Raw genomic sequence first — 23,824 nt, 5'->3', positions numbered from 1 at the left:
ACGTCGGCTGACGATCGTCGGCCTGTGGTCCAGCGTCTCGGCGCCTTCCGTTCCCCTGCCTGCCAAGGAGCCCTTTTCGTGAGTGGGATCATTCAATGGGTCGTCCGAAACGGGCCGGCCGTCAACACGGTGATGGTGGCCGCCATTCTGGTGGGGGTGCTGTCGCTTCTTGGCCTGAAGAAAGAGCTCTTCCCGGAGTTTCAGCTTGAGATCGTGACCATCACGGTCCCCTACCCCGGCGCGAGTCCGGCCGAGGTCGAGGAGGGGATCTGCCAGAAGATCGAGGAAGCGATCCGGGCGGTCGACGGCATCAAGAAGATCACCTCGACCGCCTCCGAAGGCGTGGGATCGGTGGTTGCTGAAATGTACAGCAACATCCGCGATCCCCAGCGGGTGCTCAACGAAATCCGCTCCGAGGTGGACCAGATCCCCAGCTTCCCGCTCCTGGCCGAAGACCCGGACGTCAAGCTGCTGGCCTTCCGCCAGCCGGCGATTCGGGTCGCTCTGTTCGGCGGCGCCCCCCTGCCCGAAGGGCTCAACGATGAGGAGCAGCGCGCCTGGAGGCTTCGCGAGGACCTTCAGCTCCGCGAGCTGGCCGAGCGAATCCGAACCGACCTGCTCGATCTGCCATCCGTCTCGCTCGTCGAGATGCTTGCGGTCCGCGATTATCAGATCGACGTGGAAATTCCTGAAGAAACCCTGAGGCGACACAACCTGTCGCTTCAGCAGGTCGGTCAGATCGTTCGCCAGGAGAACATCGAGCTGCCCGCCGGTGAGATCCGCTCGCCCTCGTCCGAATTCCTCGTTCGGGGCAAGAACAAGCGGCTGACGGGCGACGAGATCGCCGAGCTTCCCCTGCTGACCCGTCCCGATGGCGCCGTGCTGCGGGTCAAGGACCTCGGGACCGTCCACGACGGATTCAATGATACGGCTCAGCGCAGCTGGATCCGCTTTCCGTCTCCCCTGGCCGATCCGGAGGTGGCCCCGGCCTTCGAAGGGGAGCAACCGTCGATCGTGATGATGGTCCAGAAGACCCGGACCGAGGACCTGATCGAGGTTGTCACCGACGTTCGAAAATATGTTGAGGAGCTCACTCTCCCCTCGGGCTACCGGGCCGAGATCTTCGACGATCAATCGATTCTCGTCTCCGAGCGTCTTGATACCCTGACGAGTAACGCCCTGCAAGGGCTGGCGCTGGTCTTCATCGTGCTGGCCCTGTTTCTGGAAATTCGCTTGGCCCTGTGGGTGGCGCTCGGGATTCCCGTGTCGATCGGCTTTGCGTTTATCGTCATGGCCGGGACCGGGGTGACCTTGAACATGATCTCGACCTTTGCGTTCCTGATGGCGCTGGGGATCGTGGTCGACGACGCCATCGTGGTCGGGGAAAACATTTACCGGCATCGAGAGATGGGCAAGTCTCCGGTCCGAGCGGCGATTGACGGCACGATCGAGGTTTCGGGGCCGGTGGTGGCCTCGGTGACCACGACGATCTTCGCCTTCATGCCGATGTTTTTCGTGGCGGGGGTGCTGGGCAAGGTGATCTTCATCATGCCGATCGTCGTCTGCTCGATGCTGCTGGGATCGCTGGGTGAGAGCCTGTTGATCTTGCCGAACCACCTGTCGCACCGCCGGGCACCGATTCTGGGCGTGATTGGCCGGGTGGTCGTCTGGCTCCTGACACCGTTTTTTGCCTGGATCTGGCTGGTACGGGCCTTCCGAAAGCGACGGGCCGAGACGCGGGCGATGCGGATGGAGAACCCGGTGCTGTCGGCCTACCACGGGGTCCGGTCGGGCGTGGATCGCGGCCTGAGGTTTGTGATCGAGCGGGCGTATGAGCCCTCGCTGCGGTTCTTCCTGAAGATTCCGGTGGTGTTCCTCTCGGCGATGCTGGCCATTCTGATCGGCTCGTTCGGCCTGGTGGCGAGCGGCAAGGTGCCGTTCGTGGTCTTCCCGGATTTCGACTCGAACTACATCACGGGCACGGTCACGTTCCCGGCCGGCACTCCCGCGAGCGTGGTGGACGAGGCCACCCGGCGAATGGCCGAGGAGATCGAACGGCTGCATACCGAGATTGCCGAGGAATCGGGCCAGCCCCCCATCCGCGCCATCAGCCGGTCGATCGGCTACATGGAAACCGGCGGCGGAGGCCCCGGGGCGTCGATGTCCACCAGCGGCTCGAATATCGGCATGGTCTTCGCCGAGATGGTCGGTGGAGCGGACCGGCCGATCAGCAGCTTCGAGCTGGTGAACCTCTGGCGAAACGCCTCGCTGAAGCGGGTGCACGGCTTTGACGAGGCGAAGTTCGGCGCGGGCAATGCCGGCCCCGGTGGCAAGCCGATCGAGTTCCAGCTCGTGGGCAAGGACATGGACTCGCTCGAAACCCTGGCCGAACGCTGCAAGGAACGCCTGGGAACGTATGAAGGCGTTTTTGACATTGCCGACAACAGCAAGCCGGGCAAGCCGGAGATCCAGCTTCGCGTGAAGCCTTCGGCCGAGGCGCTGGGGATCGACACCAACGCCCTGGCCCAGACGGTTCGATCGGCCTTCTACGGCGAGGAGGTGATGCGGCTCCAACGCGGTCGGCACGAGGTGAAGCTGATGGTCCGGAATCCTCCGGATCAGCGCGAGAGCCTGGCCAACCTGCGAGAGATCCGGATTCGGACCCCCGAAGCGGGTGAGGTGCCCCTGGACGAACTGGCCTCGGTGACAATCGAGCGGGGCTACTCGGCCATCAACCGGATCGACCAGCAACGGTCGATCACCGTCACCGCCGACCTCGACTCGGCCGTGGCCAACGCCCGACAGATCACCGTGGACTTGCAACAAAACTTCCTCCCGGAGCTTCTGGAACTGTACCCCGAGGTTTCGGTCCGTTGGGAAGGGCAGGAGCAGGAAACGCAGGAGTCGTTCGGGAGCCTGGTGGTGGGCTTCGTGATCGCCCTGTTCGCCATGTTCGTGCTCTTGACCTCGCAATTCCGATCGTATCTGCAACCGTTGTTCATTCTGATGATCGTCCCCTTCGGCCTGGTCGGGGCGATCTGGGGCCACCTGCTGATGGGCCTGCCGCTGACCTTGTTCAGCTTCTTCGGGCTGGTGGCGCTCTCGGGCGTGATCATCAACGACTCGATCGTTCTGATCGACTTCATCAACTCCAACGTGGCCTCGGGTCAGAGTGTCCGGGTGGCCCTGCGAGAGGCGGGCAAGGCCCGGTTCCGGCCGGTCTTGCTGACCAGCCTGACGACGGTGGTTGCCCTGTTGCCCCTCCTGACCGAGAAAAGCTTGCAAGTTCAAGTGTTGATTCCCATGGCGACCAGCCTGGCGTTCGGTCTGACGTTCGGCACGCTGGTGGTCTTGATGCTGGTCCCCTGCCTGTACGCGGTCTATGCGGACGTGCTGGACCGGTTCGGCCATTCGGTCAGCGAGGACCACCACCTGGAGGACGAGATCCCCCTGTCGGTGGACCTGGACGGGGCCCACCACACGCCGTCGCAACGATCGGGGGCGGCTCCGGCCAGAGAACCGGTGCATGCCTCACCCGACGACCCGACCCGCACTCCGGGAGCCTGATCGACGCCCCTTGGCCCGGCCGACCTTCCCACCGGACACCGGGCCAAGGCTTGCCGTCAGAGGGGCGTCGGGAAACAATAACGATGGACTGACCGACGCCTCCCTTTGCATCAAGGATCTGTAATGTCTCCGAACAATATTCCGTCTGCGGACCTGCTGGAGTCGGTTCATCCGTTCCCGGGCAGCTATCAGATTCGGGCGATCGGCTCGTCTGACGAGGATTTCCCGGCCCGAGTGGTGGCGGCCGTGCAGGAAGAACTGGCCGGCCCCGGAGAGCTGGACCACTCGGTCCGGTTTACCAAGGGGGGCCGCCATGTCTCGGTGACGCTGGACATCACCGTGCAGTCGGCCGATCAGGTGCGGGCAATCTACGCCAGGCTGCATGCGGTTTCGGGCCTCAGGCTCCTGTTCTGATCGGCTCGGATCGGCTCAACGCGGGCCGGGGCAGAATGCCCTGTGCCCGAGTGGGGAACCGACCCGCCGATTGACCGGGATCGGTGGCAGACCGTAAGCTCAATGGCTCATGTGAGTGGCGATTCCTCGGTTCAGTCTGGTGGCGATCCGGGGGCTCCGAAAGCCAAGGCCAGACCCAAGGCATATGAGCGATCCGAACCCGACGCCTGAACTCATCGAGCTGTTCCGGGCTGATGATCCGAGAGATGTCGTCCATCGTGCCGTGGCGTGCCTGGCCCGAGGCGGGGTGATCGCCTTGCCGACCGAGACAGGGTACGCCCTGGGCGCCTCGGCCCTGAAGCCGGAGGCGGTCGGACGGATCGCCTCGGCCATGCGACGGCACGCCGAGCAAGAACCTGAGGGCAACGGCGAGGTCCGGCTCTGCGTTCGAGGCCCCGGCGAGCTGACCGACTGGGCTACCCTTGCGCCGGTCGAGGCCCGACGGGTCGCGTCGCGGGCCTGGCCGGGGCCGGTCGTGCTCCGCCTGGCCGACGGCGTGCGGGGGGGCCTGGCCGATCGGCTGCCCGAGGCATCCCGAACCGCCCTGGTCGGCTCGGGAGAATCGATTCATCTCTGCTGTCCCGAGCATGCGTTTGTCGAGCATCTGACACGATTGCTGGCCGGCCCCCTCGTGCTGGGCCAACCGATCGGGCCTCGGGGGGCGACCGTCCGGGCCGTGGCGACGTTGCTGGAGCCCGAGGGCCCCGACCTGCTCATCGACGACGGGGTGATCGAGGACCCGGACGGCCTCTCGATTCTGGCGTTCGAGGCGGGGCGGATGAGCGTGATTCGGCACGGCCTGCTCGACGATCGAACGCTGGGACGGCTGGCCAGCACCATCGTGCTGTTCGTCTGCACCGGCAATACCTGTCGGAGCCCGATGGCCGAGGCCCTGTTCAAGGCCATGCTGGCCGAGCGGCTCGGGTGCCATCCCGAGGAGCTGGAGGCGCACGGCTGGCTGATCCTCTCGGCCGGGCTCTCGGCCATGCAGGGGGCCCCCGCGGCGGCCAACGCGGTCGAGGTGGTGCGGGGGTTCGGCGGATCGCTGGAGGCCCACGCCAGCCGGATGCTCGTGCCCGAGCTGGTCCGGGCGGCCGATCGGATTCTGGTCATGACCCGGTCGCACCTGCGAGCCTTGCTCGATCACGCTCCCGAGGCCGCCGACCGCGCCACCCTGCTCGACCCGGAAGGGTTCGACATCGACGACCCGGTCGGCTCGGACCTGCCCACCTATCAGGCCACGGCCGAGGCAATCCGCAAGCACCTGGCCTCGTTGATCGACGAGCTGACCGCGTAACCGACGATCGAATTGCCAAGGAGCGACGGGGCTGAGCCGAGCGGTCGAAGGTCGGCGCGGACCGAGGGCGGGAGGATCGGGGATTGAGCCCGATCGAGGGGGGCCGGCGGGTCAGAGTGCGGTCGAATCGAAGGGGGTCAGCGGCGATCGTCCCTGTCGGAGGGCCGATGGAGGGCCTCGACCGGGGGACGAAGGGGAGAATCCGGGTCGGCCGAGGGGTCTGAAAAGGCGGTCGATCGCGGCTCGGTGCGCTCATCGCGCCGCGGCTCGGAGAGCGCGGGCTCGCGACGTATTTCCTGATCCGAAGACGGGTTGAGGCGATCAGAAGCGGCCTCGGAGGCCGGTTCGGGGGATTCGTTTCGGGATCGGACCGACGACGGATCGGGCGCGGGGGGGCGGCCGGGGTCGGCGGCGGGCTGGGGCATCGGCGGCGGCGTCTCGGGGATGAAGGAGGCCGGGGGGCTCGACGATCGGCGGGAGGAACCGTGAGGATGGGCCTGGTGCCACTGGCGGTCCTGGTCCTTCGAGCGTTCGACGCGAATCCGCATAACCTGGTTGATCCCTCGAATCATTTCGGAGAAGGCTTCGCGGCGGTAGCGCTGGCGAAGCTGGCCGTCCCTGGTGGTGTCGATGAGGCCGAGCTGGGCGACGGCGTCGGCCTCGGGGCCGTCGAGGTCGTGCCAGCACTGGTCGCGGAGGGTGTCGAGGCGGTCGAGTTCCTCGGTGATGAGGCGGCGAAGCTCGGCGCGGGCGGGGATCAGTTCGGTCGGCAGGCCGGCGACCGGGTCGAACGGGCATCGGGAGCAGCAGCGGATGAGGTGCCAGGCGCGGCGGATGTCGAAGGGGGCGTCGGGTCCGGGAGCCTGGGGGTAGAAGCCGAGCAAGTGCATGGCGCGAACCTGGTCGTCGCGGTCCCAGGCGATCCCCTGTTCGAGCTTCGCATCGAGCCGGAGCCAGTGGCGGAGGAGCCACTCGCAGCCGAAGGAGGAGGCTTCCAGATCGGCGACGGTGTTGGCGGGATCGTGGGGAAGGCTCTGGCCGAGCTTGCGGACGGCGTGGCGTCGGACCTTCTGCCAGCGCTCGACGGCCTTGCGGGCCGAGTCGGTCAGGGCGGCTTCCTCGGCCTTGCGGCAGCGTTCGAGGCGGGCGTAGGCGAGGGCCGAGGAGCGGATGAGGGCCTCCTCGGCGTCGTTGTCGCAACCGAGCTGTCGGGTCCAGGTTTCGGCGAAGTCGTTCATGGCGCGGAGTTCGGCCTCGCCGTCGGGCAAGGTGGCGGTCAGGCCGTGTCGCAGGGCGTTGCGCCGGGTCTTCGCCAGGGCGTCGAGGGATCGGGGGCCTCGGGAGCGTCGGGGGGCGGGTTGAGGGTCGTTCGGGTTCTGGGGGGCGCTCATGGGGTGTCACCTGGATTGAGAGGGTTCGCCACGGGGAGGCCGTCGAGTCGAGAGGCTTGGGCGACCGATCGGCCCGGCGCGCGGCAGCGTCGCCGCGGCCGACGGAAGGCCGGATACTGAAATCATCGTGGCGATCGGGAGCGCCAGTCACAAAAACCAGGCTCGACGCGAAAAAATCCAGGCGAGGAAGGGGATCGCGTTCTGGGCGGGGGAACCGAACGCCGCACACCGGGCGAGGAGGATTGCCGCGGACCTGCCGCGGATTGATGCGGTGGGGAGCGCCCTCACCCGGCCTGCGGCCATCCTCTGCCCCGCACGCGGGGGCGAGGGTTGAGTCTCTGGCTCCCTCGCCCCGCGAGCGGGGAGAGGGCCGGGGTGAGGGAGCCTGGCCAGGCGACCACGAAACGAACGAGGGGGGCGGGGCTCCCTGGTCCACTCGATGACTCGAGTGAAGCAAAGGAGCCTCGCCCCCCTGGACGAATCTCAGGTTGTCTCAAGCCGATCGGGATCTGCAAGGCACATGAGAACCTTGCAGATCGAAGCGTGATGGCCTGGGCCGCAACCGACTCAGAACTGGTCGGCGCTGATGACCTCACCGCCGCGGGTCGTGCTCAGGGCCCGCCAGGTGAAGATGTCGATCGTGTTCTTGACGAACCGGACCGAGCCGTCGGCCATGGTCACGTTCACGCCGCCGGGGTGCCGGCTGCGCGAGGCGAACATGTTCGGGTTGGTGGCGTCGGACACGGCGCAGGGCGGGTTGTCCATCATCGGGTACCGGCAGTAGCTGGCCGTGTAAATCCGGTCGGGCAACTGCGAGTTCGGCGCCAGGTAGGTGGTGAACGACGAGCCGTCACCCCACCAGACGAAGCCGCGGAGGTCCTGGCCCTGGGCCACGATGACCTCACCGTGGAGCATGGTGTTGCTCAGGCCGTCGCGGATGTCGCCGAACTTGGTGGTCGTGCCGGGGTTGGCCGGACGGGCCGGGTCGCCCACGGTCCGCGAGGTCAGGAAGCCGTACGGAGCGCCGCCGAAGGCCACGCCGTTGAGGGTCGCCTGCTGGCCGTAGCCGGTGTTGCCGTAGTTGCCGGCGTAGTTGTACGACTGAATCCCGTAGCGAACGCCGTTGATGGTGACCGCGATCGGCGCGTTCGGCGAATCGCTCGGGCACGACAGGGCGTTCAGGCGGGTCGAGGTGGCGGTGACGTTCGAGGCGCCACCGTAGCGAAGGCCGGCCCAGCCGAGGGCTTCCGACGTGGCACCGCCCTGGGTGTTGTAGGAGGCGTAGATCGCATCCTGTTCCAGGTACGGCAGCACGAAGCCCACCCAGGTGCCCCAGCAGCAGTCGAGCCGGCCGGGAGGCAACGAGCCGTGGGTGCTTTCGTAGTTGTGGGCAGCCAGGCCGAGCTGCTTCATGTTGTTGGTGCACTGAGCCCGACGAGCGGCCTCGCGAGCACTCTGCACGGCCGGCAGCAACAGAGCGATCAAGACGCCGATGATGGCGATCACCACCAGCAGCTCGATCAGGGTAAATCCGCGACGACGATTCAGATTCATGAGTCCGTCCTTTCGTGAACAGATCGGAACGAATGAAGGAAACACAAGGCCGGAAGAGACGGGGAGCGAACGACCCGGCAAGAAGACGGGACAAACCAATAAACGTTCCCCGAGGGAAAGGGATGTTCCCTGGGAAACGAGAGCCAGGCAGCGATTATCGGGTCAGTTCGAAGTCGAACGTGTTCTCGCCGCTGGACTTGACCTCGGCGGTCAAGGTGCTCTCCGAGTTGTACTTCGCCGGAATCAGTTCCGGAGCGACCGGAACCACCGACGAGTCGCCGGGAATTTCTTCCAGCTCGGGTTCGGGGGCCGAACCGGCCATGGTGATCATGACCTTGTACTGGCCCGGCAGAAGGCCTTTGTTGGCCGGAATGGAATACTCGCCGTCAACGATCGCCGCGCCGGAGAACGACCCGGCCTCGTTGCTCATGGGCGAGAATTCGATCATCGCATCGTTCAGGGGGCCGCCGTTCATCGTTACGGTGCCGGAGACGGCCTTGCGTCCCTCAGCTCCTTCACCACAGCCCGAGGCCACCAGCAAGAACGCTGCGACCAGGCCGGCAATCACGGGAACGAAACGATCACGAGCCGTCGATGCGGCGTGGTGGAGATTCGTAAAAGTGCTGCTCATCGAGGTTCTGCTGGCGTGATCCTGAAAAGGGACGTGAGTGAAGACTAAACCTCTATCACGTCCTCGGAGAGTGAGGTTGAGGGATGTTGCGTCCACGTTCCGAGCGAAGGGGGTTCAGATCGGAGCCTGGAGCAAAACAGGGCAAGCCAAAGCGAGCGAACCTGAGATCGGCACGCAAGCTCATCACTCTGGAGGATTGTTCCGGTGGGCGGCTCAACAGACGACTGACATCCGTTGCAGTTCCTACAGCAGTGGTTAACCATGTTTAGCATGGCTAGCTCGCCTCTGATTGTCAAGAGCGCCAGACAGTAATTTCTTGGCCATGCTTTTGTGGTTTTTAGCCGATTGCTGGAGGGATCAAGACGATTGCCCCCCACGCGAGACGACAGATGTGGCGATGGACCGGCCGGTTGCTCGGGCGACGGTTCGACGAACCGCGATTGGTTTGGTATGCTGAGTCGATCGGCTGGCCGAGTCCGTTGGGACCGGGCTTCCTCCCTCGGCCGACCAGACCGTTCTCCTTGCCCCTTGAGTCTTCACGATGAAGCACTGCTTGCTCGTCGTCGACGATGAACCGGATGTTTGCGACTCGGTTCACGACCTCCTCCGCCGGGAGTTCCGCGTGCTGAAGGCCCACGGGGCCGAGGAAGGCTTGCGGTTGCTCCGAGAGCAGGACGTGCACATCATCATGACCGACCAGCGGATGCCGAGCGTCACCGGCGTCGACTTTCTGACCCGCGCTCAGGCCCGCATGCCGCAGGCCATCCGGATGCTCTATACCGGATTTGCCGACCTGGAATCGATTATCGCGGCCATCAATCACGGCCATATCTACCAGTTCCTCCGCAAGCCCTGGCAGCCCGAGGAACTGCTCGACGCCGTTCGATCGGCCGCGGCCGAGTACGATCGTCTTGTCGCTGTCGAGGAAGACCGCCAGCGCCTCAAGCACGAGCTGGAAACGCTCAATCACCGCGTGTCGTGCCTGGAATCGCAGATCGAGCGCCTCGGAGGCACCTTGCCCCCTGCGCCCGCTCCGCGTTCGGAGGCCGCCGCCTCGACCCCGGCCACCCCTCAGAAACCCGATGACTCCACGACCTGAACCCCGCTGAACCGGCCCGGCCGAGCCATGCCTTGCCGGTCGGAACCAATTGGACTCTCCGTCGGTTTCGAGCGTCCCGCACGCAGGCCGGCACGCTCTTGCTCGCTCCCTTCCGACCCGACCCGGAAGCAACCCGTGCAGCCAGTCTCATGGATCGTTTCCACACCCTGCTGATCGTCGATGATGAGCCGAGCCTGCTGGAAAGCCTTTCCGGCCTGCTCCGCCGTCGCTTTCGGGTTCTCACGGCCTCCAGTGGAGAGGAAGCCCTCGCCCTGCTCGATGCCGGAGAAACCGTCCATATCATCCTGTCCGATCAGCGCATGCCCGGCATGACCGGCGATGCCTTGCTGGCCCGAGTGCGCCGCCTGGCTCCCGAGGCCATCCGCATCCTCTTTACCGGCTACGCCGAGATCAGCGCGGTGATCAACGCCGTCAATCGCGGCGAGATCTTCCGCTTCCTCCTCAAACCCTGGGAGCCGGAGGAGCTGGACGCCGTGCTCTCCCAGGCCGTCGCCCAGTATGAGCTGGTCGCCGATCGCCGCCGGCTGGTCGAGGAGCTGCGCGCCGCCAACGACCGTCTGACCACCGCGAACCGCGAGCTGACCGAACTGAACGAGGTCAAAAGCGCCTTTCTCGAAGTCGCCAGCCACGAATTCAACACGCCGATCACCCTCGTCCACGGCATGAGCGAGCTGCTTCGTCTGATTAAGCCCGATCGCGACGAGGCCGAGGCCGAGCTGCTGGAGAAGCTTTCCGAAGGTTCCCGACGCCTTGCCCGGCTTGTCGCCGATACCCTGAAACTGATGAAGGCCCAGGACTTCCGCCTCTCGGTTCGCCTCGCTCCCGTCGATCTGGCCCACCTGCTCGACGACGTGGCTGATCAGATTCAGCCGTTTCTCCATGCCCGGAGTCAGCGGCTCGAACGCCGCTACGATCCCGGCCTCGGCCAGGCCCTGGTCGATGCCGACAAGATTCGAGATGCCCTGGTCAACCTGCTGACCAACGCCATCAAGTTCACCCCCGACGGCGGCCTGATTCAGCTCGACGCCGGCCCGGAAGGGCCCGACCGGGTCGTGATCCACGTGATCGATCATGGGGTTGGGATCGAGGCCCGCGCCGTGGCGCGCATGTTCGAGCCGTTTTTCACCGAGTTCGACCCCGGCAGCCATTCTTCGGGCAACTTCGGCTTTCAGAAGCGTGGGCTGGGACTGGGTTTGACGCTGGTCAAGAAGTTCGTGGAACTGCATGGCGGCCAGGTGTCCGCTCACAGCACGCCAGGGCAGGGAACCACCGTCTCCGTGGTCTTACCAAGACACCCCGACCCCGAGAATCAAACGCCGCTGTCCCAAACCGGCTCGGAGGGGTAGAATAATCTGGGCCCGTACTTCCGCCGTCGCTGGTCGGGTGCCTGCCGGATGGCCCCTCGGCTGCCTTGACCAACCCGCCGTCTCTCCCCCTCAGGGGGCCTCATGCCGACCGCTCTGATTGTTGAAGACGAACCCGACGCCAACACGCTGCTCTCGATGCTCGTCCAGATGCGCGGCTATCGGCCCCAGTCGGCCCTCGGCGGCATCGAGGCCCTCGACCTGTTGCACCGGCATCGCCCCGACGTCGTCCTGCTCGACCTGATGTTGCCCGACCTCAGCGGATACGAGGTCTGCCGGGCCATCAAGTCGGCCCGCGAAACCACCTTGATTCCCGTCGTCGTCGTCTCGGCCGCCCGTGTCGAGGAAAACGAGGCCCGCTGTTACGCCGCCGGGGCCAACGACTTCGTGCCCAAACCCTACACCCCCGACCAGATCTTCCGCGCCCTCTCGGCTGCCGACGCCTGGCGGAAGGATGTCGGCCGACGCCCCGCCGAAGGCTGTTTCTCCTTCGACCTGCGCGACCCGCTCGAACCGCTCCGCGAGCTGTCTCGCCTCCGCAGCCTGCTGCGGGCCTGGACTCCCTTGCCCAACGACTCCCTCTGTGCCGTCATCGCCGCCCTGCGCGACCTCTGGGATTCCGCCTCCTCCTGGGGGCGCCATCACGAAGGCAACGGCCGACCGATCGCGTCGGTTCACTACCGCCTCGAATCCGATCGGCTGGTCTGTTCCATCGAAGACCGCAGCGAGGGTTGGCTGCTTGACGACCCCCTCGCCGCGACCTCCGAATCCCTCCAAAACGTCCCCGCCGATCTCGTCGCAACCGAGCGCCACGACAACCGCCTGGTCCTCGTCTGCCGCCACGCCCCGGTCGATCCCGAGCCCGAGCCCGACCTCGACCCTGACTCCGACCTTCACGACACCGACGACGTTCACTGATCGCGCTGCCTGACGCTGCGGCTTCGGGGGCCGAACGCTTCTGTTCCCTTGCGTTGCTCGGGAATCGGCCACGACACGCCCTGGCCAAATCGCTACACTACGTCGCCCGGTCCCAATCCCAACTCCGCCCCTTCCCGTGCCCAAGTTCGAGCGATGGGGGACGATTGCCGATGCCCGAGCCGACGGTCCCGATCCCGGAGCGTTCCTTCCGATCCAACTCCCGGCTCGTCGGCCTCTACCACGCGCTCTTACGGCAACAGCTCGACCACTTCTTCCCCGACTCTCGCCTCCGCCTCGAAGGCGACCACAGCCCGATCCACTGGAACGCCCAGCCCGACGAGCCGAACTACCACCTGCTGAGCGACCCCGACGGGCTCGATCTGATTATCGACTGGTTCGGCTCGCGCTACATCTTTCAGCCGGTCAGCCCGGTTCCCTTGCTCAGCTCCGAGCGCAAGCTGGTCGAGACGATCGTCCGTGTTCTCGACCTCCGCTTTCGGACCCTGATTGACGTCGACGCCGTTGATCGGACCGAGCTGTTCGACTACGCCCTCGAAGACGTGATCGTCACCGAGTACCTCGACCCTCCCGCTCCCATGCGCCTGCCGGTGGCGATGGAAGCCATGCGCATGGCCGCCCTCTCGACCTACGAGGACCGTCGCGTTTCCTCCGGCGCGCTGCTGCTCGGCACCGAAACCGACCCCGCCTTTCCCGATCGGACGAACGCCCCCGACGCCCCCCGGTACAACGTCCGGCTGACCTCGATCAAGATCATCCACCGCCTTTGCGACGGACTGCGGACCGTCTTCGTGGTCGATCGTCGCGGCGACCTCGCCTGGGCCGTTGATATCGAGCGCTGGACCGAGCGCGTGCAGGGGCATGCCCCGTTGCCCGCCCCGTGCCCCCGACGCTTCGAGCACCACGCCCGAGCCACCCGGACCGGCGATCACGTCGGCCTGGTCCTTTCTCCCTCTCAAGAGATCAAGGTTTTCGCCGGGGGCGTGCCCGTCTTCACCTTCTCCAACGCCCGATGGCGGTTGCTCGACGTGCCCAGCAAGTTCGCCTCCTGGACCAAGGCCGTCGGCGATCAGGCTCCCCCCGGCCTCGCGGCCCGGCTGTTTCAGGCCGCCTTGAACCTCTCGGAAGACCGCGTCGGCGCCCTGATCGTCCTCCTGCGCGACCCCGAGGAATCGCTCCCCCACCTCGTCGCCCCCGGCGACCGGATTGAGGACATGCTCCCCCTCGATCCCGACGCCCCCGCCGACCCCGACCACCTCCCCCCTCGGATGGCCAAACGGGCCTTGCACCACCTGATCTTCAGCCGTCGGATCGGCGACCTCGACGCCTCGGTCCTCGAAGCCGTCGCCGGGATCGACGGCGCGGTCGTCGTTGATCGCCGCGCCCATCTCCTCGCCTTCGGTGCGATTCTCCGCATCACCCCCGAGGCGATCCTCGCCGCCCGAGCCTCCGAAGGGGCCCGCACCGTCGCCGCCCTGGCGGCCAGCTACCACGGACCCGTCCTCAAGGTCAGCCAGGACGGCGTCATGTCCATGTTCCTCGGCGGCCGACGGGTCTGGGAACTCTGATGAGGCAGTAGGCGGTAGGCAGTAGGCGGCGATGAGCCCTCAACCTTCCGGCCCCTGGTCCTTCCGATCAATTCCGCTGTTCTCCGGTCCTCATCGCGATCCGGTCGACTCCCTTCCATCCTCTGCCTACTGCCTACTGCCTACTGCCCATGCCCACGACCAACCCCTTTCATCAGGCGATCTACCTGACCGGCCCGACCGCCTCGGGCAAGACGAGCGTCGGCATCGCCCTGGCCGAGCGGCTCAACGCCGAGATCCTCGCGCTCGACTCGATGACCCTGTACCGAGGCATGGACATCGGCACCGCCAAGCCCACCGAAGCCGAGCGCCGAGGCGTCCCGCACCACCTGATCGACGTGCTTGACCCCTGGCAATCGGCCTCCGTCGCCGACTACCGCTCCTGGGCCGCCGAGGCCCTGGCCGACATCGCCTCGCGCAACCGAACCGCCCTGTTCGTCGGCGGCACACCGATGTATCTGAAAGCCTTGCTCCGCGGCCTGTTCGACGGCCCCGCCGCCGACCCCGAACTCCGCCAGACGCTCGAAGACGAGGCCGACCGGCTTGGCAACGCCGCCCTGCACGCCCGGCTCGCCGCCGTCGATCCGGCCTCCGCCTCTCGCCTGCACCCGAACGACCGCCGACGGATCATCCGCGCTCTCGAAGTATTCACCCTCACCGGCCGACCCCTCAGCACTCTCCAGCACGAGCACGACCAGCCCGCTCCCGCCTCCGTCCCCGTTGTCTGCCTCGATCGCCCCCGCGCCGAGCTGTACGACCGCATCAACCGCCGTGTCGCATCCATGTTCGCCGATGGCCTGATCGACGAGGTCCGCCGCCTGCTCGCCCAGCCGCACCCGCCCCACACCGTCCCCATGCAAGGCGTCGGCTACCGCGAGGTCCTCGACCTCCTCTCCGGCCGGCTCCCCTCCGAGGCCGCCGCCATCGACCTCATCCAGACCCGCACCCGCCAGTTCGCCAAGCGCCAGCTCACCTGGTTCCGCTCCCTCTCCGAGGTCCAGTTCCTTCCCCTCTCCGACCCCGCCCCCCCCGATCAGACCGCCGAGCGGCTGCTCTCCCTCCTCCCCTGACCCTCGCCTCCCCCCTCGACCCGTCCTGATCCCCTCCCGCGCAGGGGCTAGCTATCCACTAATTTACGCACACATGATCAGTTTTTCTGAACAATAGGGGCCCCTTTTCAACGACGCTTCGCACCGTCTCCGAACCGGCGACCTCGAACCGAAGCCATCCGCCTCTGTCCGTTCCTTCGAAGCCCGAGAATCTCCTTGCAATCTCCTGCAATTGCAGACACATTACTGATGCAATGCTCGGGGTGAAACGGGCGTTCAGTCGTGTTTTCTCACGAATTTTCGGTGCCGGTTTGTTGCAATGGCGACGAATCGTGCGCCGAAACAAGGTTAGGCGGCGGGGGGCGGACAGAGAGCACAGCGGGGCGAGGCCGGTGATATCCGGGGGGTGAGCCCCCCAAGGGAAACCGACTCGGCGGCCACCACGGCCGTGTACCAGCGACAGACCCGATCGCGGCGACCCCGCACTCATCGCGAGTCTCGCCCCGCCCTCCCAGATCGCTCGGATGGAGGACTTCGACCGCCTAACCTCGCGCTGCAGCGGACCCACCCCGCCGCGACGCTCGCCGGTACAATCGAAGGTCGCTCGGGCGGGGTGGTCCGCTGAGCTTGGTCGTTAGGCGGCTCAAATCGAACTCACTGGGTCGCGATCATGGCTAAAAATGCAACCATCGTATTCATGGATATGGTCTCTTTCTCCAAGCTTCCGCCTGTCGAGCAAAAGGCTCTTGTGGGCGAACTAACCACTACCGTGAGGGATCTTCTGCGTCCACTCCTATCTTCCGAAGGCGAGTTGAGGCTGGTTGCGCTACCGACAGGTGATGGGATGGCCCTCGGCTTTCTCAACTGCGACGATACCGGAAAATCAGAGGTGGAATGGTTGCTCGAGTTGATTGATAAGGCAAAGGGCTGGGCAAAGAGTAGGCAGGTGCATCTACGAATCGGATTGAATTCCGGCGACGTGGAAGTCACTCGCGACATCAACGGCAACCCTAATCTGTGCGGACACGCTATCAACGATGCCCAGCGAGTCATGGACTCGGCGAACGACGACGGCGTCCTGTGGTCAAAGTCGGCTCTCGAATACCATTTCGGAAAGCGAGAGCCATCAGCCCCGAGCCCCTTCTCGTTTGGCGACCCGGTTAGCGTTACCGTCAAGCATGGCGACGAGATTGAAGTTCGCCAATTGTTTAAGATGGACGAAGCCGACACACACTGGGACCGGTCTGCACTGAAATCGCAGTGGAAAAACAGCTTTCAGCTTAGCTCTTATGCATGGTCGGACGTTGATCACCTAAGTCCTCGCTGGGGGACTTCCCGAAATATTGCTTTGATTCACATAAATGGTGGCGTGTTCCGTGACTATCGGTGGACATCGGCGCACGGGCGGGATTCAGCTCGTCCAGAGGGGATTGACGAAGAGCTGGCCTGCGCGGGCGAGCCGTTCGGACCCGATCTGGAATGCCTCTGGATTTTCATCCCTACCGAGAAGAGCTACGACTACTGGGTCAAAGAAAACAAAAAAGGCGTATACGAGTCCTATGATCAATGCGTCAGTTTTTGGAAACCCTATCTATCAAAGTGTGCTCGGCAAAGAGCCAAGCAATTGTGCGATCGTTCGGAGGAATGTGCCCCGCTGACTGTCGAACTAAGGGAGTATTCTACACTCGGTTGCTTGCTTTACTATTTCGATTGGAACAGCCCCGGGGGAATGATTCGAGGTTGCCCCTACCTCTGGGGGGTAGAGCTCAAGGACTCGACGAACTTCGAAATTCACTGGCGCGGAAAGCGAAAGCCACCGGCGTTTTCAGAGTATGTAAGAGGACTGAATTATATTTACGCTCACTCTAACGAGCTTTATTGTGCTAAAGTCAACGCCCTGGGTGATGTCACGGAGACCGGGCTTGAACCCGACGCCTAACCTCGCGCTGCAGCGGACCCGGCCCGCCGCGGCGCTTCTTGGTCAGTCGTGGCTCTCCCTCGGCGGGCCGGTCCGCTGAGCTTGGGCGTTAGGCGGCTCCAGAGGTCCCCGTGAGCAAGCCCCTCCTGATCCTCGACCTTGACGAGACGCTGGCCTCTGCCACCACCGAGCATCGGCCCGACCTCGGAGAACCCGACTTCCGCGTCGCCTCCTTCGCCGTCTACCGGCGGCCCCACCTCGCCGAGTTCCTTCGTACCGTCGCCGGCTGGTATGATCTCTCCGTCTGGTCGTCCGCCAGCGGCCCTTACGTCCTTGCACTGGTCGGCGGCCTGTTCCCCGATCCCTCGTCGCTCCGGTTCGTCTGGTCGTGTGAACGCTGTACCCGGCGGCTCCATCCCGAGACCCAGGAGTACTACTGGGTCAAGGACCTGAAGAAGGTCAAGCGGGTCGGCTTCGCCCTGGAGCGGGTTCTGATGATCGATGACACGCCAGCGAAGCTGGAGCGGAACTACGGCAACCACCTGAGGGTGCACCTCTTCGAGGGCCAACCAGCAGACACCGAGTTGCGGGACATGCTGCCGTTTCTCGACCGCCTGCGCACCGTCGAGAATATGCGGGCTGTCGAAAAGCGGTACTGGAGGCGCCTGGCCGGCGCGGCCGACGCCTAACCTGGCGCTGCAGCGGACCCGGCCCGCTGCGGAGGTTTCTTGTAATATGGGGCTTGTTCTCGGCGGTCCGCTGAGCTTGGTCGTTATGTGGCTAAGATAACCTCTTACCACTGTTTGTCCGCGAACGAATCTCGATGAAAGCTGTTGAAACTCGCGTGTCCGCCAAAATTCGCCAATACAAAGGAGGAGAAGAAAATGAAACCAGCAGTCGTAAACACCCCGTCTGACACCCAGGTTGAGGTCGTGAGAAGCTTCGATGCGCCTGTTAGCTCGGTTTGGAAACCTTTCACCGACGCCGACTTGGTTCGTCACTGGATGCTCGGACCGCCGGGCTGGTCGATGCCCATCTGCGAGATGGATTTTCGAGTCGAAGGCAAGTATGAGAACGTGTTTCGAAATGAAGCAAACGGATCGAAGATTGCAATTGTCGGCAACTTTCGTGAAATCGAAACGCATAGCAAGATCGTTCAAGACGAAAAGCACCTGATAGGCAATTCAGCCGATGGCACAAGCCAAGAAACGGTCATTACCATCACTTTTCAGGAAACGAACCTGGGAACGACGGTCACCACGTTGATCGAGTATGCGTCAACAAAGGCACGCGATGAGGCCCTGGCGACTGGGATGGGAGTTGCAATGGAAATGGGCTACTGTCGCATCGATGAGCTGTTAGTTAGCTCATCGCGTTCGAGTTTTCCAGTCGATTGGACCGACCACAGCGAATAGTGCACGGGCACAGAGCGCCTGTTTGGGCCTCAACCCGCCGCACCACATATCCATGCGATGCACCGGAGCCGCGAAGCCGGGCGTGCTCACATGGACAATCACTCCTCGCGGCCCGATGATTGCGGACGTTAAGTCCGAAAACCTTCGAGGAATCGTCGTGATCGGGGCGTTGGTGGTTCGGTCGTTCTACTCCGTGGCAATCGTTTTCGTCGTCTTGATTCCTTATTATATAACGGTGCATGTTTATCCTGCCCCCCAGAAGTGGCTCGGCAATGTCACCGCGAGCGGCTTTCTCCTGTTCGTCACCGCGATCTGGTTCCTCATGTTCGGCACTCCCATCTGGATTGTCTCGTTCTTGGTGCTAACGTTCTTGCGGATTCCTTCGTCGGTCGGCGAGAAGGCCAAGAGGAAACGGTGATGACCCGCTCTGCCGCGGGTGTCCCTGCATCGCAGACTTGCCAACCGGGTTCGCAGAGCGACGAGAGGTAATGAGGCGGCATCCCGCAGTCTCTTGCGGCTGCGCCGGGTGGCCCGGGTTCCGCGCCAGCGGACCCCGGGCGAGGGGTCGGCTGGCCGATGCGGCTCTACCCGGGGTCCGCTGGCGCGGAACCCGGGCCACCCAGGTCGTAACAGAAAGGGTGATCGCAAACCGTTGCCGGATCAAAAAAATTATCGCGTTCTCTTATCCAAATTTGACAGCGTCGAGTGCCACCCGATGCGATCACCCGGCTCGATCACTCGGTGCATCGGCCGGCCCACGTTCCTGACCGATCACCCCTCCAACAGGAATTCGGCGACCGACCGCCGCGTGGTCCTGTCCGTCGACTCCAGCCACGCGACCAGCCGATCCGGCGGCAAGGGTTCCGATAGGCAGAAACCCTGGACACGATCGCACCCGTGCGCCACCAGCCAGTCGAGGGCCTCGTCGTCCTCGGCCCCTTCGGCGGTGACGACCAGGCCCAGCGCGTGGCTGAGCGAGAGCACCGCCTCGGCGATTCTCGCGTCGGTGGTCGAACCGGGCAACCCGCGCACGAACGACCGGTCCAGCTTCACCTCATCGACCGTCAACAGCTTCACATGATCAAGCCCGGAATATCCGGTACCGTAATCATCGAGGGCCACCCGAACTCCCAGCGTTCGGAAGCGATCGAGTGACTGCTGGGCTCGGCCCGGATCGCTCACCACCGACCGCTCGCTCAGCTCGACCGTCATCCGGTACGGGGGAGACTCCTCGATGAGTTCCAGCATCGTGTTCAGGAACCGATCGTCCAGCAAGCTTTCGATCGACAGGTTCACGCTCAATTCCAGCAACAACCCCCGATCCCGCCAGGCCCGTTGCTGCCGCATCGCCTCGACAAACACCCATTGATCCAGTTGCGTCGATAATCCGTGCGATTCGACCAGCGGCATCAAATCAATCGGATGAATCAACGACCGCTCCGGATGCGGCCAGCGTACCAACGCCTCCACGCCGACCACGTCCCACGACGCCAGATCGACGATCGGCTGATAGTGCAGCTCCATCGCGCCCTGTTCGAGCGCCCGGCTCAACTCACAGGCCAGCGAATGCTCATGCGGAATCGTCGTCGGCTGCGAGTCGGCATAAACCTCCAAGCCCGTTCTCGACCGCTTGGCCGAATACATCGCCATATCGGCATGCCTGAGCAAGTCTGAGGCATTCCGCCCCTCGTTCGGCCAGGTCGCAATCCCCAGGCTCGCCCCGACCGTCAACCGCCGGTCACCGACCGTCATCGGCAGGGCGATCGAGGCCAGAATCGCCGCGGCCACGCGCCTCGCGCGGGCCTCGTCGGCCCCTCGCAGCACGATTCCGAACTCATCTCCCCCCAGCCTCGCCACCAGATCGTGCCTGGAAACCACCTTCTGCAACCGAGGACGCATCTGCATCAAGACCGCGTCCCCCGCCTCGTGCCCGAACGTGTCGTTGATCCGCTTGAAGCCGTCGAGGTCCAGGATCATGAGCGCAAACGGCTCCCCTCGCCGCTCGGCATCGGCCAACGCCTGGTCGAGCGACTCGAGCAGCTTCGATCGGTTCGCCAGCCCCGTCAGCGAGTCGTGCGAAGCCTGATACGCCAGTTGCTCCTCGAACCGCTTCCGCTCCGTGATGTCCACCAGAACGTTCGACGCCCCCAGCAACCGCCCCTCCGCGTCGAGCATCGGGTTCGCATGCGCCAAGGCCCACCGGATCGCCCCGTTCGGCTGCTCGATCACCACTTCCTGCCCGTTATACGACGCCTGATCCTTCAGCGTCCTCGCCATCCAGCACTCGTCGTGCGGCATCACCCGGCCGTCCGAGTAATACAGACGGTACGAGCCGCAAAAGCGGTCGGCTGGATCGTTAATCCGGGGCGTCCGTCCCCACACGTCCACCGCATTCCGGTTGCAGTAGGTGATCAGCCCCGTCACATCGCACGTGTAGGCCGCCGCCGGCAGTGTGTCGAGCACCTGAAGAAGAAACGTCTGCGACTGCCCAGAGACACCGGCAGGGTCTTCCATCGTCGTGGTCACTCACAAGGTGTCGTCCGTGCGAGGCAGGTTGCCATAACCTGCGCGGAGGGTTCGGCGTCATCGCCTCGGGCGACGGTATCCCCCAAGCAGTTCCCGCTTGAGTCCGGCGTGCCCAGGATCAGGGACTGGCTCCGAACCTTCCAGATGCCTGTCCCCTCCCGTTCCGGCCATTGCGATCCAGGCAAGCGAAGTCTACTCAGAGATTACTTCAAGTGTACGTCGAACTTTTCTGGAACGATCGTGGAATCGCCTGCCAGTGGCCCAATTTTTCTCTGTTTTTCCTGAAATCCGCCTCTTTTACCAAAATCCCCAGACACACCATATCTCCCAACCCACCTTCTCTTCTTTTCCTGCAACTGGACCTTAAGAGCGAAAGCATCAACGATCCTACATAATGTTCTTCCATTGAACTCAATCCGTTCCCTCCGGTTCCCGTTGATCCCCGCGTGTGGTTCATTGGCTGGCCGCCAGGCCCGGTTCGATTCAACCCTCGCCCTCGAACAGCCGCCAGGCCGGGTGAGGGAGCCAGTGGGAAGAACCCGGAGCGTTGCGATTGAGCCTCGGACCCCTCACCCCGGCCCTCTCCCCTCGAGCGGGGAGAGGGGGACAGAGGATCAGTCTTGGCTCGTGAACGCGGGAGGAGTGGCAGCCATCGGGCGTGTGGGTGACGTCGGGATCAATAGCGGCCGGTTTTGTGATATTCGAGCGTGCTGAAGTGGTCGGGAGGGAGGGGGATGGTGACGGAGTCGGGAGGGAGGGCGTCGAGGCCGAGGGCGGCGCGGTAGTCGGCAAGGGCGGTGAAGAAGCGGTAGCCGGCGTCGATGGTCTGGGAGAGGGCGTCGGCGGTGGCCTGTTCGCGGATGTAGACGAGAAGAACGCTGCTGAGGCCCAGCTCGAAGCGGCGGCGCTCGGCCAGTTCGAGACGGCGAGCGGCCTCGTAGGCCTGTTCGAGCGCGATCATCTGTCCATACGTGGCCTGGAGCGCGGCCACGGCGTCCTTGACCTGCACGACGATCTGATCGCGGAGGAATTGCTGGCGGAGGCGAAGCTGGGTGATCTTCGCGTCGGCCACGCGGAGTCGGCCGCGAGGCTCGCGACGCTGGAGGGGGACGGAAAAGAGCAACGAGGCTTCCATGATGAACGGGGCCTTGTTGCGTTCGATCCGCTGCTCGACCTGGGCGGCGATGTCGTTGCGGTTGGTGGTCTTGGGGGGGCCGGTGTTCTGCTCGGCGTAGAGGTAGAAGTTCAGCTCGGGCAGGAGGGAGTTCTCGGCCAGGCGGCGGTCGATGTCGAGGACCTGGGATTCGAGGTTCAGGTCGAGCAGTTCGGGCCGGAGCAAGAGCGCGGCCTCGATGTCGTCGCCTAACCGATCCACGTCGGGCTTGAGCATCTGAGGGAAGGCCGGGGGAACGCGATCGGGGGCCGGGATGTCGGGGAAGCCTCGGGCATCTCGGTTGTAGAGCGAGAGTTCGAGCGCGGCTTGCTGGAAGCGTCGCTTGGCGTCGAGCACCATCGCCTGGCGCTGAACGATGATCCGCTGGTTATCGACCAGTTCGAGGGGAGAGACGAGGCCCAGCTCGATCTGTCGGGCGATGGCGCGGTTGCGGTCCTCGGCGATCCGGAGCAGCTCGGCCTTGATCCAGTAGTTCTGGCCGATGGCGACCCAGTTCCAGTAGACCTTGGTGACGTCTCGGATCAGGTCGATCCGGCGTCGGGAGACGGCGGGAGTGACCTGACGGCGGGCCAGTTCGGCCTGCATCACCTTGGCGCGTTCGGCGTCAATGGGGCCGTTCTTGAGCAACGGAACTTCCATGCCGGCGACGTAGGCACCGCCGTTGAGCGTGTCGAGGTACTGGTAATAAATCGGCCAGACCCCGAGGCCGAGGCGGTAGCCGGCGAAGTAGCGTGTGCCCCAGTTGGTGGAGCGCTGGGAGGCGAAGATGTCGTAGAGCCAGCGTTGGTAGTAGCCGAGAGCCCAGTTGCGCCCTTCGGCGTCGAGGCGGAGATCGAAGGGGCCGAGCACGCGCTGGAGGTCGGCCGTGGCGATTCGAGGTTGCTGGAGGATTTCGAGGAACGGCGGGTAAGAATTTTCGGCAGCGGTGAGGATCTCGGAGAGGCTCAGGGGGACGGGTGGCTCGGGATCATCGACGGGAGGAGGCTGCGGGAGCAAGGGGGAGAACTCGGCAAAGAGGCCCTCGGAGGGGATCAGGTCGATCGGCTCGACGAGGCGGCGGATGGCGTCGGGGTCGGGCTGCTCTCCGGGGGCGATCGGCGGCAAGGGGCCGGGAGAGGCGAACAGATCGACGTCGGAGCCGGGCCTCGGGCCAAGCTGGGGGGGAGGTCCGAAGCCGTCGCCCGGGGCGATCGGCCGCGCGCCGCCGAAGCTGGAGGCGCCGGGGGAGTCGTCCTTCAGGCCGGGAAGATCGAGGGGTTTGGTCTGGGAAAAGATGGGAGGAAGTGCGCTGTCTTCTCCCACGCCGAGGACCGGGCCCAGCGGTGGCGAGCCCGGCAACGGCTCGGGTCGGAGCTGGTCGGGTTGCGAGAGGGGAGGCGCGACCCCCTGGGCTCGGGGCGGTCCTTCGCGCTGGCCGGGCATGTCGGTGGGGGGCAGGCCACGCTCGGAGGGTAATTCCCCTTCGGCGCGCGGGGGTCCGGTCTGGCGCTCGGGGGGAATGGAGAAGGGGAAGGGGCGGAACGGCGCTTCCTGCCGATCTTGCATGGCCAGATGCGTCTCGCCCGGCTGGGACGCCATGCCCAGCGTCCAGGCGGAGATCGAGAGCAAGACGAGCCAGATCCGCGTATTCATCATGCCCTCAACGAGCCCCGAGGCGGGATCAGGATTCCCGCCGGGGAGGAAACGAGGTTATCACCGGAACGCTCGTGATCTCACACGGTTGGACCAGGCACAGACTTCCTCACCCGGCCAGCGGCCCCCCTGCCCCGCGGAAGGTAGGCAGGAGGCAGGAGTAACGCTTCGTCCTTCCAATGCTGCGTCGTCCCTTGCCTCGGGTGGCCCC

The 23,824-nt window shown here is 64.7% G+C and carries 17 protein-coding genes; 12 read left to right on the top strand and 5 right to left on the bottom strand.

What is annotated here, in order from left to right; translation table 11 throughout:
* The first annotated feature begins 78 nt into the window (after window positions 1-78).
* The 3 genes from GA615_RS01765 (at window position 79) to GA615_RS28555 (ending at window position 5,317) form a co-directional block, all read left to right on the top strand.
* Window positions 79-3,567, top strand: coding sequence for an efflux RND transporter permease subunit (locus GA615_RS01765; protein ID WP_201750077.1), 3,489 nt, complete (start codon window positions 79-81; stop codon window positions 3,565-3,567).
* Window positions 3,568-3,690: 123 nt separating this feature from the next.
* Window positions 3,691-3,981: a YbeD family protein gene (locus tag GA615_RS01760; protein WP_152049526.1), complete on the top strand. Its 291-nt coding sequence runs from the start codon at window positions 3,691-3,693 to the stop codon at window positions 3,979-3,981.
* Window positions 3,982-4,165: 184 nt separating this feature from the next.
* The gene (locus tag GA615_RS28555) at window positions 4,166-5,317 is read left to right on the top strand and encodes an arsenate reductase/protein-tyrosine-phosphatase family protein (RefSeq protein WP_152049525.1); all 1,152 of its coding nucleotides are present in this window, start codon (window positions 4,166-4,168) and stop codon (window positions 5,315-5,317) included.
* A gap of 137 nt (window positions 5,318-5,454) precedes the next feature.
* On the opposite strand, the gene GA615_RS01750 is transcribed toward GA615_RS28555, so the two are convergent.
* The 3 genes from GA615_RS01750 to GA615_RS01740 all read right to left on the bottom strand — a co-directional run bounded on the left by GA615_RS01750 (window position 5,455) and on the right by GA615_RS01740 (window position 8,893).
* A complete protein-coding gene (locus GA615_RS01750) occupies window positions 5,455-6,708 on the bottom strand; it encodes a hypothetical protein (protein WP_152049524.1) in 1,254 nt (417 codons plus the stop codon).
* Between the two features lie 567 nt (window positions 6,709-7,275).
* Entirely contained in the window at window positions 7,276-8,262 is a 987-nt protein-coding gene (locus GA615_RS01745; RefSeq protein ID WP_152049523.1) for a DUF1559 domain-containing protein, read from the bottom strand.
* 154 nt (window positions 8,263-8,416) lie between these two features.
* Window positions 8,417-8,893 carry a hypothetical protein gene (locus GA615_RS01740; protein ID WP_152049522.1) on the bottom strand — a complete coding sequence of 159 codons (477 nt, stop codon included), beginning with the start codon at window positions 8,891-8,893 and terminating at the stop codon, window positions 8,417-8,419.
* A gap of 541 nt (window positions 8,894-9,434) precedes the next feature.
* On the opposite strand from GA615_RS01740, the gene GA615_RS01735 reads away from it, so the two are divergent.
* The 9 genes from GA615_RS01735 to GA615_RS01695 all read left to right on the top strand — a co-directional run bounded on the left by GA615_RS01735 (window position 9,435) and on the right by GA615_RS01695 (window position 18,699).
* Window positions 9,435-9,992, top strand: a complete 558-nt coding sequence (locus GA615_RS01735; protein ID WP_152049521.1) for a response regulator — start codon at window positions 9,435-9,437, stop codon at window positions 9,990-9,992.
* 149 nt (window positions 9,993-10,141) lie between these two features.
* Window positions 10,142-11,359 carry a hybrid sensor histidine kinase/response regulator gene (locus GA615_RS01730; protein WP_152049520.1) on the top strand — a complete coding sequence of 406 codons (1,218 nt, stop codon included), beginning with the start codon at window positions 10,142-10,144 and terminating at the stop codon, window positions 11,357-11,359.
* A 102-nt stretch (window positions 11,360-11,461) separates the two neighbouring features.
* Window positions 11,462-12,295, top strand: coding sequence for a response regulator (locus GA615_RS01725; RefSeq protein ID WP_152049519.1), 834 nt, complete (start codon window positions 11,462-11,464; stop codon window positions 12,293-12,295).
* A 170-nt stretch (window positions 12,296-12,465) separates the two neighbouring features.
* Window positions 12,466-13,881: a diadenylate cyclase gene (locus GA615_RS01720; protein WP_152049518.1), complete on the top strand. Its 1,416-nt coding sequence runs from the start codon at window positions 12,466-12,468 to the stop codon at window positions 13,879-13,881.
* A 149-nt stretch (window positions 13,882-14,030) separates the two neighbouring features.
* Window positions 14,031-14,969 carry a tRNA (adenosine(37)-N6)-dimethylallyltransferase MiaA gene (gene miaA, locus GA615_RS01715; protein WP_152049517.1) on the top strand — a complete coding sequence of 313 codons (939 nt, stop codon included), beginning with the start codon at window positions 14,031-14,033 and terminating at the stop codon, window positions 14,967-14,969.
* A 649-nt stretch (window positions 14,970-15,618) separates the two neighbouring features.
* Window positions 15,619-16,887 (top strand): hypothetical protein, encoded by a 1,269-nt coding sequence (locus GA615_RS01710; RefSeq protein WP_152049516.1) that lies wholly within the window; start codon window positions 15,619-15,621, stop codon window positions 16,885-16,887.
* Window positions 16,888-16,997: 110 nt separating this feature from the next.
* Window positions 16,998-17,555: an HAD family hydrolase gene (locus GA615_RS01705; RefSeq protein WP_152049515.1), complete on the top strand. Its 558-nt coding sequence runs from the start codon at window positions 16,998-17,000 to the stop codon at window positions 17,553-17,555.
* 195 nt (window positions 17,556-17,750) lie between these two features.
* Window positions 17,751-18,281: an SRPBCC domain-containing protein gene (locus GA615_RS01700; protein ID WP_152049514.1), complete on the top strand. Its 531-nt coding sequence runs from the start codon at window positions 17,751-17,753 to the stop codon at window positions 18,279-18,281.
* A 157-nt stretch (window positions 18,282-18,438) separates the two neighbouring features.
* Window positions 18,439-18,699 (top strand): hypothetical protein, encoded by a 261-nt coding sequence (locus tag GA615_RS01695; RefSeq protein ID WP_161602106.1) that lies wholly within the window; start codon window positions 18,439-18,441, stop codon window positions 18,697-18,699.
* A 353-nt stretch (window positions 18,700-19,052) separates the two neighbouring features.
* Here the strand turns inward: GA615_RS01695 and GA615_RS01690 are convergent, their stop codons facing one another.
* Both GA615_RS01690 and GA615_RS01685 read right to left on the bottom strand, forming a co-directional pair.
* Window positions 19,053-20,807, bottom strand: a complete 1,755-nt coding sequence (locus GA615_RS01690) for a putative bifunctional diguanylate cyclase/phosphodiesterase (RefSeq protein WP_152049512.1) — start codon at window positions 20,805-20,807, stop codon at window positions 19,053-19,055.
* Between the two features lie 676 nt (window positions 20,808-21,483).
* Complete coding sequence (locus GA615_RS01685; RefSeq protein WP_161602105.1) at window positions 21,484-23,613, bottom strand: TolC family protein; 2,130 nt, start codon at window positions 23,611-23,613, stop codon at window positions 21,484-21,486.
* Window positions 23,614-23,824: the final 211 nt, after the last annotated feature.

The organism is Tautonia marina, from assembly GCF_009177065.1.
GTDB classification, from domain to species: Bacteria; Planctomycetota; Planctomycetia; order Isosphaerales; family Isosphaeraceae; genus Tautonia; species Tautonia marina.
This window is presented reverse-complemented; position numbering and strand designations above follow the sequence as displayed.

Coding starts and splice junctions, on each gene's coding strand:
- GA615_RS01760 (WP_152049526.1), top strand. CDS start 3,691: ATGTCTCCGAACAATATTCCGTCTGCGGACCTGCTGGAGTCGGTTCAT.
- GA615_RS28555 (WP_152049525.1), top strand. CDS start 4,166: ATGAGCGATCCGAACCCGACGCCTGAACTCATCGAGCTGTTCCGGGCT.
- GA615_RS01750 (WP_152049524.1), bottom strand. CDS start 6,708: ATGAGCGCCCCCCAGAACCCGAACGACCCTCAACCCGCCCCCCGACGC.
- GA615_RS01745 (WP_152049523.1), bottom strand. CDS start 8,262: ATGAATCTGAATCGTCGTCGCGGATTTACCCTGATCGAGCTGCTGGTG.
- GA615_RS01740 (WP_152049522.1), bottom strand. CDS start 8,893: ATGAGCAGCACTTTTACGAATCTCCACCACGCCGCATCGACGGCTCGT.
- GA615_RS01735 (WP_152049521.1), top strand. CDS start 9,435: ATGAAGCACTGCTTGCTCGTCGTCGACGATGAACCGGATGTTTGCGAC.
- GA615_RS01730 (WP_152049520.1), top strand. CDS start 10,142: ATGGATCGTTTCCACACCCTGCTGATCGTCGATGATGAGCCGAGCCTG.
- GA615_RS01725 (WP_152049519.1), top strand. CDS start 11,462: ATGCCGACCGCTCTGATTGTTGAAGACGAACCCGACGCCAACACGCTG.
- GA615_RS01720 (WP_152049518.1), top strand. CDS start 12,466: ATGCCCGAGCCGACGGTCCCGATCCCGGAGCGTTCCTTCCGATCCAAC.
- miaA (WP_152049517.1), top strand. CDS start 14,031: ATGCCCACGACCAACCCCTTTCATCAGGCGATCTACCTGACCGGCCCG.
- GA615_RS01710 (WP_152049516.1), top strand. CDS start 15,619: ATGGCTAAAAATGCAACCATCGTATTCATGGATATGGTCTCTTTCTCC.
- GA615_RS01700 (WP_152049514.1), top strand. CDS start 17,751: ATGAAACCAGCAGTCGTAAACACCCCGTCTGACACCCAGGTTGAGGTC.
- GA615_RS01685 (WP_161602105.1), bottom strand. CDS start 23,613: ATGAATACGCGGATCTGGCTCGTCTTGCTCTCGATCTCCGCCTGGACG.